The sequence below is a fragment of the Streptomyces sp. NPDC086023 genome (genome assembly GCF_044540325.1).
In the GTDB taxonomy this organism is placed as follows: domain Bacteria; phylum Actinomycetota; class Actinomycetes; order Streptomycetales; family Streptomycetaceae; genus Streptomyces.
In genome coordinates this window covers 43,008-60,014 of sequence record NZ_JBITRX010000012.1, presented here as the reverse complement: position 1 = coordinate 60,014, position 17,007 = coordinate 43,008, and the positions used below count along the sequence as shown (strand labels likewise).

Annotated in this window: 15 protein-coding genes; 4 read left to right on the top strand and 11 right to left on the bottom strand. The window is 74.5% G+C overall.

What is annotated here, in order from left to right:
- Positions 1-14 precede the first annotated feature (14 nt).
- Positions 15-1,301: an NAD(P)-binding domain-containing protein gene (locus ACIF6F_RS23505; RefSeq protein WP_399949678.1), complete on the bottom strand. Its 1,287-nt coding sequence runs from the start codon at positions 1,299-1,301 to the stop codon at positions 15-17.
- Positions 1,298-2,782, bottom strand: coding sequence for an ATP-grasp domain-containing protein (locus ACIF6F_RS23500; protein ID WP_399949675.1), 1,485 nt, complete (start codon positions 2,780-2,782; stop codon positions 1,298-1,300). The genes ACIF6F_RS23505 and ACIF6F_RS23500 overlap by 4 nt, the downstream gene beginning before the upstream one ends.
- Positions 2,783-2,932: 150 nt before the next feature.
- On the opposite strand from ACIF6F_RS23500, the gene ACIF6F_RS23495 reads away from it, so the two are divergent.
- On the top strand, positions 2,933-4,378 hold the full coding sequence (locus ACIF6F_RS23495; protein WP_399949672.1) for a glycoside hydrolase family 26 protein: 1,446 nt from the start codon (positions 2,933-2,935) through the stop codon (positions 4,376-4,378).
- Positions 4,379-4,386: 8 nt separating this feature from the next.
- Here the strand turns inward: ACIF6F_RS23495 and ACIF6F_RS23490 are convergent, their stop codons facing one another.
- The 9 genes from ACIF6F_RS23490 to ACIF6F_RS23450 all read right to left on the bottom strand — a co-directional run bounded on the left by ACIF6F_RS23490 (position 4,387) and on the right by ACIF6F_RS23450 (position 15,465).
- Complete coding sequence (locus tag ACIF6F_RS23490) at positions 4,387-5,565, bottom strand: GNAT family N-acetyltransferase (RefSeq protein WP_399949669.1); 1,179 nt, start codon at positions 5,563-5,565, stop codon at positions 4,387-4,389.
- Positions 5,562-6,332 (bottom strand): lipopolysaccharide biosynthesis protein, encoded by a 771-nt coding sequence (locus ACIF6F_RS23485; RefSeq protein ID WP_399949665.1) that lies wholly within the window; start codon positions 6,330-6,332, stop codon positions 5,562-5,564. The genes ACIF6F_RS23490 and ACIF6F_RS23485 overlap by 4 nt, the downstream gene beginning before the upstream one ends.
- A gap of 8 nt (positions 6,333-6,340) precedes the next feature.
- Positions 6,341-7,552 carry a glycosyltransferase gene (locus ACIF6F_RS23480; protein ID WP_399949662.1) on the bottom strand — a complete coding sequence of 404 codons (1,212 nt, stop codon included), beginning with the start codon at positions 7,550-7,552 and terminating at the stop codon, positions 6,341-6,343.
- Positions 7,549-8,334 carry a polysaccharide deacetylase family protein gene (locus tag ACIF6F_RS23475; RefSeq protein ID WP_399949660.1) on the bottom strand — a complete coding sequence of 262 codons (786 nt, stop codon included), beginning with the start codon at positions 8,332-8,334 and terminating at the stop codon, positions 7,549-7,551. Before ACIF6F_RS23475 ends, ACIF6F_RS23480 begins: the two co-directional genes overlap by 4 nt.
- Positions 8,324-10,081, bottom strand: a complete 1,758-nt coding sequence (murJ, locus tag ACIF6F_RS23470; protein WP_399950181.1) for a murein biosynthesis integral membrane protein MurJ — start codon at positions 10,079-10,081, stop codon at positions 8,324-8,326. Before murJ ends, ACIF6F_RS23475 begins: the two co-directional genes overlap by 11 nt.
- Before the next feature lie 122 nt (positions 10,082-10,203).
- Positions 10,204-11,634, bottom strand: coding sequence for an O-antigen ligase family protein (locus ACIF6F_RS23465; protein ID WP_399949657.1), 1,431 nt, complete (start codon positions 11,632-11,634; stop codon positions 10,204-10,206).
- 1 nt (position 11,635) lies between these two features.
- Positions 11,636-13,135: an exopolysaccharide biosynthesis polyprenyl glycosylphosphotransferase gene (locus tag ACIF6F_RS23460; protein ID WP_399949654.1), complete on the bottom strand. Its 1,500-nt coding sequence runs from the start codon at positions 13,133-13,135 to the stop codon at positions 11,636-11,638.
- A complete protein-coding gene (locus tag ACIF6F_RS23455; protein ID WP_399949651.1) occupies positions 13,132-14,313 on the bottom strand; it encodes a glycosyltransferase in 1,182 nt (393 codons plus the stop codon). The genes ACIF6F_RS23460 and ACIF6F_RS23455 overlap by 4 nt, the downstream gene beginning before the upstream one ends.
- A 21-nt stretch (positions 14,314-14,334) precedes the next feature.
- Positions 14,335-15,465, bottom strand: a complete 1,131-nt coding sequence (locus ACIF6F_RS23450) for a DUF3344 domain-containing protein (RefSeq protein ID WP_399949648.1) — start codon at positions 15,463-15,465, stop codon at positions 14,335-14,337.
- Between the two features lie 175 nt (positions 15,466-15,640).
- On the opposite strand from ACIF6F_RS23450, the gene ACIF6F_RS23445 reads away from it, so the two are divergent.
- The 3 genes from ACIF6F_RS23445 to ACIF6F_RS23435 all read left to right on the top strand — a co-directional run bounded on the left by ACIF6F_RS23445 (position 15,641) and on the right by ACIF6F_RS23435 (position 16,938).
- Entirely contained in the window at positions 15,641-15,901 is a 261-nt protein-coding gene (locus ACIF6F_RS23445) for a chaplin (RefSeq protein WP_399949645.1), read from the top strand.
- A gap of 103 nt (positions 15,902-16,004) precedes the next feature.
- Positions 16,005-16,415 (top strand): rodlin, encoded by a 411-nt coding sequence (locus ACIF6F_RS23440; RefSeq protein ID WP_399950178.1) that lies wholly within the window; start codon positions 16,005-16,007, stop codon positions 16,413-16,415.
- A 289-nt stretch (positions 16,416-16,704) separates the two neighbouring features.
- Entirely contained in the window at positions 16,705-16,938 is a 234-nt protein-coding gene (locus ACIF6F_RS23435) for a chaplin (protein ID WP_399949642.1), read from the top strand.
- Positions 16,939-17,007: the final 69 nt, after the last annotated feature.

Here is a 17,007-nt window from a genome sequence, read left to right as displayed (position 1 = left end):
ATCGCCGACCCCTCTCACCGCACGGACGACGTCGGGTACCCGGCTCCCCGCCCCGGACCGGCGGAGCGGGCGCGGGAGGAACCGGGCAGCGGGCCCCGGTCTCCGAGGCGCCGCCTGACTCCTTCCACCAGTCTCCCCGCAGCGAAGCCCGCGCCGTGCACGAATCGCATGGAAGGGCCGAATGAGGGAGCGGTGAGCAGCCCCGCGAAGAACAGTCCGGGGTGCGAGGACTCGAAGCCGGCGGTGAGCTCGGGCGTCCCGCCCGCCCCGACCCGCCGCAGCCCGGCCCGCAGCCCGTCGTCCAGCAGGTCCAGGCGCGCCAGGTCCGGTACGAACCCGGTCGCCGCGATGACGTGCCCGGCCTCCAGTACGACGTCCTCGCCCCCGGCGGTGGTCAGCCCCAGCCGGGTCCGGGATCCCGCGGGCACCGCCCTGAGCAGCCGGTGCCCCAGCAGGACCGGCACCCGCTCCTCGAAGCGCTCCCGGAGCCACCAGGCCCCCGCGGGGCCCAGGGCGGTGGCGGCGATCCGCTCGCGCCGGGCGGCCGGGAGCCGCCGTACGACGCCGGGCAGCTCGGCGTACACCCAGTTCCGCCAGCCGGTGCCGAGGCCGCTGTGCGGGTCCCGCATGCGCCGCAGCGGGCTGCGGGACAGGGGCTTGGCCGGGGTGTTCCAGTTGAGCCGCCCGGCCCGGGCCACCAGCCGGGCGTGTGCGCCCAGCTCGGCCAGCAGCGTGGCGGTCTCCATCGCCGCCTGGCCCCCGCCGACGACGATCACGTCCTGGCCCCGGAAGCGGCCCAGGTCCTGGTGGCCGCTGCTGTGCGAGCAGTGATCGCCGGGCAGGGCGCGCAGGGCCCGGGGGTAGTGCCGGAAGGGCATGACGCCGACGGCCAGGGCCACCGTCCTGGCCAGCAGCGGCGGGCCCTCGTCGGTCGTGATGCGGAAGCCGGTGCCGTGCGGGGCGACGGCGGTGACGGTGCGCTCCTCCACCTCGGGGACGGCGTGCCGGGCGAACCAGAGCCCGTACTCGCTGAAGGCGCTGATCGGCAGCGGCCGGCCGTGCTCGGCGACCAGGCCGCGGCCGGCGCAGTAGTCGGCGAGGGTGTGGCGCCCGGCGGGGTCGGAGAGGTTGGAGGCCCAGGGCTCGGACTTGAGGAACATGCCGCCGGGCATGTGGTCGCGCCAGGACTCCATGGGGCGGCCGAGCACCCGGACGGCCAGTCCGGCGGCCGCCGCGTGGGCGCCGATCGACAGCCCGTACGGGCCCGCTCCGATCACCACGAGATCGTCCGTGCGGTTCATGGGATCACGCCCTTTCGTCGGTGGGGCATCGGTCGTGCCGTCGTCGGCCGTACCGGGTCAGCGGGTCGCCGGGGCGCGATCGGGGCGGTCCCGGACGGCGTCGGCGGGGCGGGTGCGCGCAGCGGGTGCGCGGGTGCGGGCAGCGGGTCGCCACCCCGCTGCCGGGGCGCCCGTACGACGGCCCGCGGGGCCCGTACGAAGGCCCGGGGCGCCGCTCGTACGAAGGCCCGGGGCACCCGTACGACGGCGCGGGCCGTCCGCCGGCCCCCGGCGGGCACGCCCCGCAGCGTCCCCCAGAGGCGGCGGCCGCCCTTGTGCAGGCCCCGGCCCAGGAAGGCGCGGGCCATGGCCAGGAAGGGCAGCGGGTCGTCCGCGGCGAACCAGGCGGGCTCGATCCGCGCACCGCCCCGGCGCGGGGCGGCGCCCCGGGAGGCCAGCGCGGCGAGCAGCGCGTAGTTCTCGGCGACGAACACCCGGCCGGGGCCGCCCGCCCGCTCGGGCACCGGCTGCCCGGTGAGGTCGAGGTACATGGCGCGTACGACGTCCAGTCCCGCGGTGTCGGTGAAGAGCCGGAACTGGGCGCCGGGCCGGGGGTTGAAGTCCAGCAGCCGCAGGCGGCCGCGCTCGTCCCGGCGGAAGTCGAGGTCGAGGATGCCCTGGTAGCCGAGGCGGGCGGCGAGGCGCAGCCCGGCCTCCTCGGCGGCCGGGTCGGGCAGCCACCGGCCGACGGCGGTGAGGCCGGTGCGCACCGGCCAGGACAGTTCCTTGCGGCCGGAGCCGGTGAGCAGCGGCCGGCCGCCGCGGGCGAAGGCGCCGTGGAAGAACCAGTCGGTGTCGGGGCCGCCGGGCAGGAAGCGCTGGAGCAGCAGGGGGCTGCCGGCCTCGGCGGTCCGCTCGTACAGCCGCCGCGCCTCGGCCGCGGTGGTGATCAGGGTGGTGCTGCGCAGCCCGCTGTCCGGGGGCAGCAGCCAGGGGCGGCTCCACTTGGCGACGGCGGGCAGGCCGAGGCGCCAGGCGGCCTCGGCGGCCTCGGCGCCGCTGGCGGGGACGACGGTCTCGGGGTGGCCGACGTTCCAGCGGGCGCAGAGGGCGGCGAGTTCGGCCTTGTCGGCCACGCGGGCGGGGAGTTCGCCGGGCTGGGCGGGCAGCAGGTAGCGGCCGGCGAGCAGGGGGGCGATGCGGGAGACGGTGATGGCGCCGAGGTCGTCCATGGCGAAGAGCACCGCGGGCCGGCCGATGCGTTCCGACACGCCGGTGAGGCAGTCCAGGAGGGCGTCGGGGTCGAGGTCGCCCGCGGGGGCCGGATGGGCCGCCCGCAGGTGGCGGGAGCGGGCCACCGGTCCGCCGTCCGCCTCGACCACGGCGTGCACCTCGACGCCCTGGCGGCCCAGGGATCTGACGGCGCCGAGGGTGCCGTGGTGGAAGGGGTTGCGGTCGAGGCGGAGCAGAAGTGCGGGCACATCGGTGGCGAACACGGCCATGGGAACGCTGTCTTTCACCTAGTCGGAGCAAGCGGAGGGGGTTGGCAGTCGCGAATGGCCCATCAACGGGCCACCAGACAGGCCATTAATCGGATTGGCTGCCTAACGTCTTTGCTAAGCGCATCGATTCAGGAAGCCTCTGGAGCCGCCATGTCCTCTCACCGCCGCAGACTGGCGAGCACCTGCCTCGGGACGGTCACGGCCGGCCTGCTCGCCACCGGTGCCGCCCTCGCCGCCGCCCCCGACGACGGGCCGGCGAAACAGGGCGGGGCGGGCGACACCGCCATGGGCGCCTATCTCCACTACGGGGCACCGGGCGTGGACCGCATCCCCCAGCTGTCCACGTGGCTGGGCGGCACCGAACTGCGCGTCGGGCACACGTACCTGCCCGGCGACGCGTGGTCGAACATCGAGGGCGCCCCGAACTTCCTGGACAGCTGGGCGAAGTGGCGCAGGGCCAAGGCGGACCGGCTCTTCGTGCTCAACGTCCCGATGCAGGAGCGGAACGAGGCCGGCGTCCCCGACCACCAGGTCGCCCAGCTGATCAGGTCGGGCGCGCAGGGCGCGTACGACCACCACTTCAGGAAGCTCGCCGAGCGCCTGGTGGACCTGGGCGTGCCGGACACGGTGATCGTGCTCGGCTGGGAGATGAACGGCGTGACGTACACGCACCGGTGCGCGCCCGACCCGGAGAACTGGAAGGTGTACTGGAAGCGGATCGTCACCACGATGCGCTCGGTGCCCGGCCAGGAGTTCCGCTTCGACTTCGCCCCCAACCGCGGTACCGACGCCATCGGGTGGACCCGCTGCTACCCGGGCGACGACGTGGTCGACATCATCGGCATGGACTCGTACGACCAGGCGCCGGGGCGCACCTTCGACGAGCAGATCAGCCAGCCGTACGGGTTGCAGCAGCACGTGGACTTCGCGAAGGAGCACGGCAAGCGCATCTCGTACCCGGAGTGGGGGCTGTTCCGCAACGGCGACAACCCCGAGTACATGCGGCGCATGCTCCAGTGGATCCAGCAGCACAAGCCGCTCTACCACACGATCACCGACTACTGCCCGCACGGCGTCTGGCAGTGCGGACAGAACCCGCGCTCCTCGCAGGTGTTCCGCGAGGCGCTCTCGTACAAGCCGCCCGTGGTCACGCCCCCGGTGGTCACCCCGCCGGTCATCACCCCGCCGGTCATCCCCCCGCCGGTCATCACCCCGCCGGTGGTCACGCCCAAGCCCAGCCCGGTCGAGCCGTCGCCCAAGCCCTCGCCGCTCAACCCGTCGCCCAAGCCCAGCCCGGTGAAGCCCACGCCGAAGCCGAGCCCGGTGAAGCCGACGCCCAAGCCCTCGCCCGAACCCCCGAAGCCCCAGCCGCCCGTCGAGCGCGAATGGTGCATGCCGCTCGACTTCGGCGACTGGTTCGACGACATGTTCGGCAGCAAGAAGATCTGCTGGTCCTGGAACTGGGACGAGGGAGACGGCTGGGACCAGCGCGAGGACTGGAACAAGGGAGACGACTGGGACAAGGAGGACGGCTGGAACGGCAAGGACGACTGGGACACCAACGAGCCCGACGACAGCGGCTGGTGGCCGTTCTAGCCCCCACCTCACCGCCGGACCCCGTCCGCCCGCCACTCGTTGATCCGGGCCCGCCAGTCACGAGCGGCGGGCAGCGCCTCCCGCAGGGCGCTGACCGCCCGCTCGCGCCCGGAGACCTGTGACTCGTGCAGCCGCAGCAGCGGCAGGTGCGAGGAACGGGCCAGCAGGAACCGCTGGTTCACCACCGTCTCGGGCCGCCAGTGGTTCTTGTACGGCTCACTGCCGCGCAGCAGGCTCAGCACACCCCGCCCCCGCGCGTGGGCGTGCTGGGCCTCGTGCCGCAGCAGCATCGTGACCACGTCCACCTTCCGGGCCCGCAGCTCGGGATCGGCCCCGTAGAGGTAGCCGCCGGTCAGTCCCGCCGACAGCAGCGTCAGGCTGGCGGCGACCACCCGGCCCTCCAGCCGGAACTCCGTCAGCCGGGCGTCACCGGTCCGCACCATCCGCCGCGCGGCCCTGATCAGGTGCTCCGAGAACCGCGGCTTCACGTGCTCCGGGGTCACCCCGCGGCCCCGCCACTGCTCCTCGTGCAGCCGCAGCAGCGTGCGCACCGTCTCCGGCACCTCGTGCTCGGACACCTGGTGCTCCTCGATCCGCAGCGCGTCGATCTTGCGGACCTTGGCCCGGGTGCGCTGGGCGCCGGCCGACGGCATCCGCTTGACCAGGTCCTCGAAGGAGAGCACCGGAAACTCCGCGCAGGACGAGTCGGGCAGCACCGCGTGCGCGCCGTCCCACTCCCGCACCACCCGCTCCACCGCGGCCCCCGGCCGCACCTCCCGCAGGTCCACGACCACCCCGCGCGCGGCCCGGTGCAGCCCCCGGGCCAGCGCGGGCACGACCTCCGCCGCGTGCGCGTCGTCCACCAGCACGTCGCAGTAGTCGGTGATGCCCCCGCCCAGCGGCACGAGCAGCGGCAGCGGCCGGTGCACCAGCATCAGCGGGGCCGCGCCGACCAGCTCGCCGGCCCGCCGGACCAGCACGATCCGCAGCCGGCCCTCCCTGCCGTACGACAGCCACCAGGAGTGCAGCCAGGCGTGGCTCTGGAAGGGCGTCGCGGTGGGACAGGCCCGCATGAGCCGGTTCCACTCGGCCTCCAGCGCCGCGAACCGGCGGGGATCCCTGCAGAGGGTCACCGACAGCTCCCGGTACCCCGCTGCGGCCGGGCCCCCCGGGGAGCCGGCCGTCATCGCACCGGCTCCTTCTCCTTCACGGCGGCGGCCGCGGCGGCCTCGGCCGCCTCGCCGTGGGACGGTCCGGGCAGCGAGGTCACCCCGGCGACCTGCACCGGCGCCGCCTCCACGGCCGGCGCGGACTCGTCCCGGCGCCGCCCCTTGGGCCGGGTCAGCAGCACCAGGCCGCCGATCAGGCCGCCCGCGCACAGCCCGACCGCGGCACTGACGGCGGCCGACGGCGAGGCGGGCTCGGCCGGGGCGACGGCCTGGTTGAACAGCAGCAGCCGGACACCCGTGTTCTTGGCCGCCTGGTTGCTGCTCAGGGAGAGCGCGTCGGCCACCGCGTTGGCGATGTCGGCGGCCTCGGACGCCTTGCCGGAGGTGCCGGTGATCGCGATCATCGGCGACTCGGGCGAGGTCTCCGCGCGCACCCGGGTGCGCAGTTGCCGCGCCGGGATCCCGGCCCGCGGCTGCGCGTAGGCGAGGGTCGAGGCGCTGGTCGCGATGCGCGCGTACGCCTGGGCGAAGCCGAGGGCGGTGGCCGGCTCGGTGGTCTCGTCCGGGACGGCGACCACGTAGGCGGTGGCCGCGTACTCGGGGGCCTTCAGGACCCCGTACGCGCCTCCGGCGGCCAGGCCGAGGACGGCGCAGGCGGGCAGGGGCCACCACGCGGGCGGCGGGAGCAGGCGCCGGCGGGCTCTGCGGGCGCGGCGGGACGGGCCGGCGGGCTCGTCGGCGGGCGTGCTCTTCCGGTCGTTCTTGGCGGTGCCGGACTCGGCCATGTGCGTACTCACTTCTTCGAGGACGGTGAGGTCTTGGAGGTCTGCGAGGGGGACGGGGACTGCGGGACGAACGGGGCCCGGGGGGCGCCGGGCGGCAACGGGACGGGTGCGAGCACCTGCGCGTACACCCGGAGCAGTGCCTCGGCGCTGTTCGCGATGTCGTAGCGGTGCACGACGGGCGGCGCGGGCAGCCGCCGGGCGCCGGCCGCCACGTGCTCGCGCAGCGCCGACACCAGCTCGTCCGCGCCGGGCCCGATGCGGCGGGCGCCCGGGGCCTGGGAGGCGGGCAGGTCGTCGATGGCCGGACAGGTCACGTGCAGCACGGGCAGCCCGGCGGCCAGCGCCTCGACCACCGCCAGCCCGAACGCCTCCTCGCGGGAGGGCGAGACGAACACGTCCATCGCAGACAGCAGGGCCGGGACCCCCGGCGTACGGCCGTCCGGCCCGTCGCCCAGCGGGTCCCGCTCACCGAGCAGGTGCACCCGGTCGGCCGCGCCGAGCTCCGCGGCCAGAGCGCCCAGGGCGGCCCGCTCCGGCCCCTCCCCCGCGATCACCAGCCGCACCCCGGGCAGCGCGGCCACGGCCCGCACCAGGACGTCGAACCGCTTGCCCGGCACCAGCCGCCCGACCCCGCCCACCACGAAGGCGTCGTCGGGCAGTCCGGTGCGGGCCCGGGCGGTGCGCCGCGCCTCCGGGTCGAAGCGGAACCGCACCGCCTCGATCCCGTTGGGCACCACGTGCAGCCGCGCCTCCGGCACGCCCCACCCGCGCAGCCGGGCGGCCACCGTGTCGGAGACGGCGACGGTCGCCCCGCCCAGCCGCTCGCTCGCCAGGTACAGCGCGCGCACCCCGCCGCTCAGCGGCCGGCCCTCGATCTCCGCTTCGCCCAGGGAGTGCTCGGTCGCGACGGTGGCGCCCACCCCCGCGAGGCGGGCCGCAAGACGCCCGTACACGCACGCCCGGTACAGGTGGGTGTGCACGAGGTCGTACCGGCCCCGGCGGATGAACCGCACCAGCCGCGGCAGGGCCCGCAGGTCGCGGTTGCCGGTCATGCCGAGGTGCACCACCCGGACGCCGTCCGCGCGCAGCCCCTCGGCCACCGGCCCGTCGTTGGTCAGGGTGAGCACGTCGCAGCGCACCGGCAGGTGCCGCAGCAGCAGCCGCAGCTGCTGCTCCGCGCCGCCGACCCCGAGGCCGGTGATGATGTGCAGGGCCTTCACGAGGCGGCTCCCAGCAGGTACCTGGCGCGGTGGCGGAGCCACTTGACGCGGAGCCGGGCGGCGCCGTCGGCCTGGCTGACGTGGGTGCGGGGCATCGCGTACGCGCCGCCCAGCCGGCCCGGGTCGATGGCCACGGCGTACGCGTACCCGGCGGCCCGGGCCGCATCGACGACCCGGCGGTCGACGTTCCCGTACGGGTAGCAGAACCCCGCGGGGGCGGTGCCGGTGATCCGGCGGAGCGCCTCGCGGCTGCCGCTCAGCTCCTGCTCCAGCACGTCGTCCGGGGCGGCGGTGAGGTCCTGGTGGAGGAGTCCGTGCGAGCCGATCTCCTGGCCCGCCGCGGCGATCCGGCGCACGTCCTCGGCGGTGAGCAGCGGCTTGCGCGGGCCCAGCGGGTCCCAGACGTTGTCGGTGCCGAGCCGGCCGGGCAGCACGTAGACGGTCGCCGTGCAGTCGTACCGGCGCAGCAGCGGCAGCGCCCCGCTGAGGAAGTCCGTGTACCCGTCGTCGAAGGTCAGTCCGACCAGCCCGGCGCCATGCCCGGCCGCGCGGGCGGCCCGCAGCTCGGCGACGGAGACCCCGCGCAGCCCCCGCGAGCGCAGCCACAGCAGCTGCTCCTCCAGGGCGGTGGGCGTGACGGTGATCCCGTACGGGTCCTCGGCCGGGTCGGTGAACTCGGCGATCGAGTGGTACATCAGCACCCAGGGGGTCCTGGGTGCGTGCTTCGCGCGGGGGCGCGGCGCGGGGCGCGAGGCGCTGGGTGTCGCCGTGTCAGCGGACATGACGGAACCTCTGGGTGATCGTGGCGGGCAGGGCGTTGACGTCGAGGGCCCGTATGGCCATCCCGGCGGCGATGAACATGGCCGGCACCAGCACGCAGCCGAGGGCGGCGCTGAGCAGCGGGTTGGGGATCATCGGCCCGGCCAGCCAGCCGGTGAAGCAGGCCGCGGCGGCGGCGACGGACAGCCGGCCGAGGCTGACCGCCACCCGGCGGACCTGGATGGCGATCACGCGCGAGCCGATGCCGTACAGCAGCAGGGCCGCGGTGGCGGAGATGCCCGCCGCGTTGGCCGCGGCGATGCCGTACGTGCCCCACCAGCCCACGGCGAAGGCCCCCGCCACGACGTTCACCCCGAGTCCCGCGGCCATCGCGGCGGCCGGGAACCACATCGGTCTGGCGGTGGAGAAGAACGGCCGGCTGAGCGCCCCGACCAGGCAGTGGCCCAGCAGCCCGACGCCGTAGACGCGCATCACGGTGGCCGTGGCGAGGGTGTCCTCGTGGGTGAACGCCCCGCGCTCGAAGAGCACCTGGATGATCTGGGGCGCGTACCCGATGACGAGCGCGGTGCCCGTCAGCACGGCCAGGGAGGCCAGCGCGAGGTCCTGCTCGACGCGCCGCCTGGCCTTCTCCCGCTCGCCGCCGGCCATGGCCTGGGCGACGACGGGGAAGGTGACGGTGCAGATCATCAGGGAGAGCACCATCGGCATCTGCGCGACCTTCTGCGCGTAGTTGAGGTGCGAGATGGCGCCGGGCGGCAGGGAGGCGGCGAGGAACCGCTCGACCAGCACCTGCGACTGCCGGGACACGGCGAAGAAGATGACCGGCGCGAGGGTGCCCAAGGCCAGCAGGGTGGGCCGGTCGCGCTCCCGCAGCGCCCGGTGGGCGCGGCCCGGGCGGGGGTTGCCGAAGCCCACGTGGCGTACGAACGCGGGGAGTTGGACGGCGACCATCAGCAGCCCGCCGACCGCGACCCCGGCCGCGGCCGCCCGGACGCCGAGGGTGGCGTGCAGGGCCAGCATCGTGCCGATGATGCCGACGTTGTACGCGACGTAGATCGCGGCCGGCGGCAGGAAGGACCGGTGGGCCCGCAGCCCGGCACTGAAGTACCCGGCGATGCCGAAGGTCAGCACGGTCAGGCCGGTCAGCCGGGTGCACTGGACGGCGAGGTCCGGGTCGGGCAGGCCCGGCGCGAGCAGCCCGACGACGAGGGGCGCGGCGACCAGCAGTACGGCAGCCACGGCGGCCAGCGTGACGGCCAGCCGCGGCAGCGTGGCGCCGACCAGCAGCCGTACGGGGTCCTGGGCGCGCGCCTCCCGGCGGGTGAGCCCGGCCCGGGCGGCCGACCGACGGGCCAGCGCATGGCTGAACGCGGGCACCATGAGCAGGGCCATGGCGTCCTCGATCAACAGCGTGGAGGCCATCTCGGGGACGGTCCACGCGATGAGGAAGGCGTCGCTGTCGTGGCCGGCGCCGAAGAGGTGCGCGATGGTCTGGTCGCGCAGCAGCCCGAACACCGCGCCGGCCACGGTCAGTCCGGCGGTCACGGCGGCGGCCTTGGCGAGGAATCCTCCCAGCCGTGCCCCGCCGGGCGGCTCCCCCTGCACGTCGGTCCCCCGCTCGGTCCCGGGCGGTCCCCCACCGGGCCCCGCGCCCCCGGGAAGCGTCCCTCGGCCGTCCGCGCCGAAACCCCCCGCGGCGGCCGAACTTCCGGTCGCCGTACGGGTGTTGGCGGGCAGCGAAGAGGGCAGTCCGGTGCCTCCCGCGCCCGCCGGAGAGGGGCGTGCGGCGGTCGGTGCGCCGGGGGTTCCCGGGCCGTAGGCAGGGGGGAGCTCCGGAGGCAGGGCCCCGGGGAGCGGCGCCGCGGTTTCCGTCACGCGACCGCCGCGCCTTCGCGTGCGGGTGCGGGGACGCGCGCGGCGGAGGTGTCCCTGCCGCCCGCGCCGGTGCCGCCGGCCGCGGCGGAGCCGAGGGCCCACCAGGCCGCGAGGCCGATGATCACGCCGGTCAGCACGGTGGACGGGCCGCCGATGTCGGCGTACAGGAAGTCCGTCAGCTGCCACACCAGGAGGCCCACCGCCGCCAGGCCGCAGTCCCGCACCGGGCGGGACGCGGGATCCGGCCGGAGCGCCCGGCGCAGCCCCGCCACCAGGAGCACCGTCCAGCCGCCGGCCAGCGCGGTCAGTCCGATGAGCCCCTGCTCGCTCAGCACCAGCAGGTACATGTTGTGCGGGGACAGCAGGGGCTGGCGCAGGTACGCCTGGCCCGCGCCCGCGGTGTCGCTGCCCGAGGACAGCCCCAGCGAGGAGTGGCCGTCGCGGTGCGCCGGGAAGCCCTTGAGCCCCACTCCGGCGGCGGGCCGCTCCTGCCACATGGACGTGGCGGCGGCCCACATCGTGTACCGGTCCGTCACCGACTGGTCCGGCGCCGAACTCACCTGGGTGATGCTGGTCAGCCGCTCGGCCATCATCTCGGAGCCGACGCCGAAGCCGCCCACCAGCACCACCCCGGCCGCGGCCAGGGCCGACAGCGTCCTGAGCGCCCGCCGCACCCCGGCCAGCAGCATCACCACCGCGAGCGCGCCCGCGGTCGCGATCCACGCGCCCCGGCTGAAGGACAGCACCAGCGGCACCACCAGCGCGAGGGCGCTCACCGCCGCGGGCCCGCGCAGCCTGCGCGGGGTGCCCGGGGCCAGCGCCAGCGCCGCCGCGATCACCAGCCCGTACGCGACCACGGTGGCCATGCCCATCACGTCGCCGGGACCGAAGGTGCCCACGGCCCTGATGTCCTCGCCCTGGTACGAGGCGCCGGTGTGGGTCGCGTACTGCACCACCCCCACCGCGCCCTGCACCAGCGCCAGCACCACGAAGCACCCCGCGGCCAGCCGGAACTCCCGGGCGTCCCGCACGAGCAGCACGATCGCGCCCGGTACGAGCACGAAGACCTGGAGGTAGCGCACGAAGCCGGGCAGCGCCGCGTACGGGTCCCCGGCGGTGACCGTGGCGGCGGCGAGGCCGACGGCCGGCATGCCGAGCAGCAGGGCGCCCAACGGGCTCAGCCGCCGCACCTCGCCCCGCAGGGCCTGCACGGCGCAGCAGAAGACGAGCAGCAGCGAGGCCGCGTCGGCCGGGGTGACCTTGCCGGAGGCGGTGGCGTCACCGGCCGGCAGCGGCACGACCAGCAGCAGCACGGTCGCGGCGAGCGGCAGCAGCGGCCAGTGGCGCCGCAGCAGTTCGGGCAGCCCCTGCGGGGGGTGGGGACTTCCGCCGGCGAGGAGGCCGGGCGGGAGGGCGGCGCCGCTCATGTCAGCTTCCCCCCAGCCTGAAGCGGAAGAAGGAGGCGGCGGTGCGGGCGAGGATCCACAGGTCCTGCCAGAGCGACCAGGTGTCGATGTAGTGGTTGTCGAAGCGGGCCCGGTCCTCGATGGACGTGTCCCCGCGCAGACCGTTGATCTGGGCGAGCCCGGTGATGCCGACCGGCATCCGGTGGCGGGCCTCGTAGCCGGGGTGAACGGTGCTGAACTTCGCTACGAAGAAGGGGCGTTCGGGGCGGGGGCCGACCAGGCTCATGTCACCGCGGACCACGTTCCACAGCTGCGGCAGCTCGTCGAGCGAGGACTTGCGCAACAGGCTGCCGACCCTGCTCATCCGGTTGTCGTTGGCGACGGTCCAGCGGGTGGCGGACTCGTGCTCGTCGGCGGGGCGCAGGGTGCGGAACTTCAGCAGGGTGAAGGGCCGCCCGTACAGCCCCACGCGCTCCTGGCGGAAGATCACGCCGGGGCCGTCGGAGAGGCGTACGGCGAGGGCGCACAGGCCCATCAGGGGCGCGGCGAAGACCAGCGCCACGGCGGCGAGCACGCCGTCGATCAGGCGTTTGACGGCCCGCTCGACGGGGCGGGCGGGGCGCGGCAGCAGCGGCTGCACGGAGAAGCCCCACAGGTGGTCGTGGGGCTCGGCGACGCGCATGCCGGTGACCTGGGCGGTGCCGGCGGGGTCGGCGAGCCAGAGCCGGCAGCCGTGGTCGCGGAAGAGCCGGACCAGGGCGGCGGTGCGCTCGTCGGCCTCCGGCGGACGGGTGAAGACGGCGTGCCGGACGGAGTTCTGGATCACGGCCCTGCGGACGTCCTCGTGGGTGGCGAGCACGGGCAGGGCGAGGGTGCCCGCGGGGTCGGGCTCCTGGCTGGGGTCGGCGAGGCCGACCGGCCGGAGCCCGTACTCGCGGCGTCCGTGCAGCGCGGCGGCCACCTGGCGGGCTCCGGCGGCGGGCCCCACGACGAGGGCGGAGCGGGGACGGCGTACGGCGGACCGGCGGCGCAGCTGGTGGACGAACCCGCGTCCCGCGCACGTCAGTACGACCTGAAGGCACACGGCGGCGGCGAGCGGGCCCCAGCCCAGGGCCCGGCCGGGGTCGATCGCCGCGGCGACGGCGGCCGCGCCGCACCAGACGGCGAGCGAACGGCCGAGCAGCGCGGGCAGTTCGAGCAGGGCGGAGGGCGACAGCCGGGGCCGGTAGAGCCCGGCCTGCGCGTGCAGCGCGGCCAGCGCGACGGCGATCGGGGCGGCCGCCTCGCGCGGCCAGTCGAGGCCGGGCAGGGCGCCCGCGGTGACGAGCGCGGCGACCGCGTCGGCGGTGAGCAGCGGGCCGACGCCCTCGTGGCGGCGGTGCCGCTGGGGCCGTACGGCGGGCCGGGCCTGGTCCGCCTTGGGCCCGCGGGGCGGGTGGATGGAGGTCACCGAGCGGCGGACGGCCGTGGTCCCGGCGCCCTTCCGCCCGGTGTGTGGCGCGTGTGCGCTGTCCATCGTCATCGGCTGTTGCGCTCCTGGTTCGAGGGCCGGGGCAGGCCCAGCAGTTCGTGGTACAGGCCGGTGACCGCGGCCGTGGTCCGCCGCACGTCGAACTCCGTACGCGCGTGTTCCTGGGCCTGTCGCCCCAGTTCGTCGAGCAGCTCCGGTTCCGAGAGCAGCCGGCCCAGCGCCTTGGCCAGCGCCGTCGGGTCCTCCGGCGGTACCAGGCACAGGGGCGCCTGCCCGGGCGGCAGGCTCTCTCGGGCACCGCTGACGTCGGACACCACGACCGGCCGGCCGCAGGCCATTGCTTCGAGCGGGGCGAGCGCCATGCCCTCCCAGCGCGACGGCAATACAACGAGATCGGCGGCCCGAAGCCACGGCCTGATGTCGGCGGCCGCCCCCGCGAAGAGGACCCCGGAGGGGGCCGAATGGCGCAGCCGGGGTGCGTCGGGGCCGTCGCCCACGAGCACCAGGCGGGCGGTGGCGGCGGTCGCGGTGACCTCCGGCCAGGCCTTGAGCAGCAGGTCCTGGCCCTTCTGCTGGCACAGCCGGCCGACGCAGACCACGAGTGGGCCCTGGGGCGCGGACCGGGAGAGCAGGGGCAGCCCGGCGCGGGCGGACGCCTGGTCCTCGCCCTCGCGCGGGCTGAAGTGTTCGAGGTCCACGCCGTTGCGGATCACGGCCCAACGGGCGGCGATGCCGGCCGACTCCCCGGCCCGCCGTTCGGCCTCGCTGACGCAGAGCACCCGGTCGGCCCAGCGGGCGGCGAGCCGCTCCCAGCGCAGCGCGAGGGCGGCGGTGGTGCCACCGACGGCGTCGAAGGACCAGGCGTGCGGCTGGAAGAGGGTGGGCACGGAGCCGCGTACGGCCAGCCGCCCGGCCAGTCCCGCCTTGGCGCTGTGCGCGTGCAGCAGGTCGGGCCGTACCCGGCCGACCAGCCGGGCGGCCGCGAGGGACTCGGAGGCGAGGGCGGGGCCGGGGGCCCGGCCGGCGCGCCAGGTGAGGACCTCGGCGCCCGCCTCGCGCGCGGCGTCGGGGAGCGTCCCGCCGGGCGGACAGGCGACGATGCTCCGCAGGCCGCCCCGGATCTGGGCGCGGACCAGGTCGGCGACGACCCGGGCCACTCCGCCCTCCACGGGCTGGACGAGGTGGAGGACCGTCGGCGCGGTGTCGGCGGTCGCGGTGTCTGACTGCACGTGGAGTGATCTCCGTACGTTTCAGCGGCGCGCGTCTGCCTGTACGAAGAGCACGCCGAGGAAATGACCCTGGTTTTCCGCCTCGAACCTGAACTTCAGGCTTCGGGCACCTTCGGACAGCACGGGGCCGAGATCGAACACGTCCGCGTCATATCCGAGATTATTCATATGTTCGGGCTGTCGCCTGGAAGAGGGACGGCCGAATTCTGTGATCGTAGAATTCATCACATCATTGAAGGGGTTTTCGGCGTCGCTGAGGTTCATCCTCCGCCCGCTGTCCGCGGTCACGGTCAGTGAGTCGCCGAGCGCCCCGCGGTCCCCGTCGTACCCGACCACCCCGGCCCGCCCGGCCCCACGGGCCGGCACCTCGAACCCGGTCAGCTCGACCGTCCGCCCGGTGTCCCGGGCCCCGTCGGCGTCCGCGTCCTCGGCACCCCGCAGGGCCGCGAAGCCGTCCCACAGGGACAGCTGGCGCAGCGGCTCGTCCGGCTTCTCGTACGCCGCCACGAGCGTCCAGCCGCCCCAGGCACCCACGTCCGAGTGCCCCTTGGCGATGTTCAGCTGCGCCACCGTCCACATCCCCCCGCCGAACTTCCGGACGAGCGGGGTGATGTCCGCGGAGGCCTGGTAGGCGTCGCTGCCGTCGGCGTCGCGGTGCGCGATCCGGGTGTCCGCCAGCACGTCCTTGTACGAGCCGCCCGGCTCGGCCACCAGCACGCGGCCGTTGTCCTCCGGAGGCTTCTGCTCGCCGACCCTCAGGTTCCCGCCCCAGTAGAGCCGGGCGTACGTGATCCGGGCCCCCTTCGGCACCACCAGCTCGGCCCGGGTCGAGTTGTACGTGTTCGGGTCCCGGTCGAGGTCGCTGTAGAGCATCTCGAAGTCACCGTTCACCCCCGCCGCACCGCGCTTGACGTCCCCGCACGGCTGCGCCTCGGCATCGGCCCGCTTCTCGCAGCTGATGCCGGAGTTGGACGCCCGTGCGAACCCGCCGTGCTGGACGGCCTGGTAACGCTGGGTGAAAGGAATCTCCGGCAATTCCCTGACGGCCGAGGAGGCTCCGGCGGCGGGAAGGGACATCGAAAGCCCCAGGCCGGACAGCACGCCAAGGGCGCGGAAGGCCTTGCGCCCAGTCGACTTCGAAGCCTCCGGCATGACCAGGTCTCCCATTTCCGATCAAGGCGTCAAAACAGGAGTGCACTTTGTCAGAAACCCAGCTGGAAATCACGTCGGACTCGCTCGTACGGCCTTTTGGGCGAAGGTGCGCACCCTTGCCGTCCGGCGCTCGTTATGCGGGTGCACCACATTCGAACAGAAAGGGAAATCCGAGATGAAGAAGACGCTGATCCGCACCACCACGACGGCGGTCGCGGGTGCTGCCGTGCTGATGGGCGGCGCGGGCATCGCCGCCGCCCACGGCCAGGACGGCAGCGGCGCCTCCGCGGCCGGCTACGCCGCCGAGTCCCCGGGCGTCCTCTCCGGGAACCTGGTCCAGGTCCCGGTCCACGTCCCGGTCAACCTGTGCGGCAACACGGCGAACCTGGTCGCCCTGCTGAACCCGGCCTTCGGCAACACCTGCATCAACGCATAGGACCCCCAGGGGCCCGTTCGGGTGAAGGCTCGCAACCCAAACCTGGGAAGGGCCGTTGATCCGGATGCTCCTGTACCGGGCAATCCTCAGAAAAGGGATGACAGTGATCAAGAAGATGATGGCCACGGCAGCGGTCGCGGCTTCGGTCGTGGGCGCCGGCGCGGCGATGGCCCCGCAGGCGATGGCGATCGGCAACGACAACGGCGTCAGCACCGTGAACGGCAACCACGCCTCCCAGGTCTACGGCAACCAGGCCACCTACGGGAACATGAGCCCGCAGATGGCGCTGATCCAGGGCTCGCTCAACAAGCCCTGCGTGGCCCTGCCGGTCAAGGGCAACGTCCAGTCCCTCGTCGCGCTGGTCAACGTCGGTGTCCAGGACATCCCGATCCTGTCCGCCCCGCAGACCCAGCAGTGCGTCGAGAACTCCACCCAGGCGAAGGGCGACGAGCCGCTCTCGCACATCCTGGACGACATCTCGGCGCTCTCCGGCAACGGCGCGGTCAACAGCTAGTCGGGACCGCCCAGTGCCACGGGGCCGCCGCACCTTCGGGTCGCGGCGGCCTCGTCGTCTGTGCGGCGGAAATCGATCCGCAAAGCGGCCTGAAATACGCGGCGAATTCCGGTCTCCGAGTTTGCCCGACGGCAACGGAGTGAAATCGGAAGAGCGGCTCCCGAATTTTCGGTTTCCTTTCCCATGGCGACTCGTTACTCAACTCGCAGCGGTGTTGAAGAACAGAAAACTGGGCACGCAGCACGAGGGTCGTGCATGCGGCGGAACACTTCTGCGGGAAGGATCGAAAATGAAGTACACGAAGGCTTTCGCCGTCACCGCGGGCGTCCTGATCGCCGCCGGTGCCGCCACCCCCGCCATGGCCGACTCCGAGGCCTACGGCAAGGCCGTCGGCTCCCCCGGCGTCGGCTCCGGCAACAACGTCCAGGTGCCGATCAACATCCCGGTCAACGTCTGCGGCAACTCGGCCAACCTGGTCGGCCTGCTGAACCCCGCGTTCGGCAACGTCTGCGTCAACGACTGACGCGCGAAGCGTCCTCGCCCGCCAGGGCAAACCTCCTCGGGGTGGCCCCGGAGTGCACGGCGGTGCACT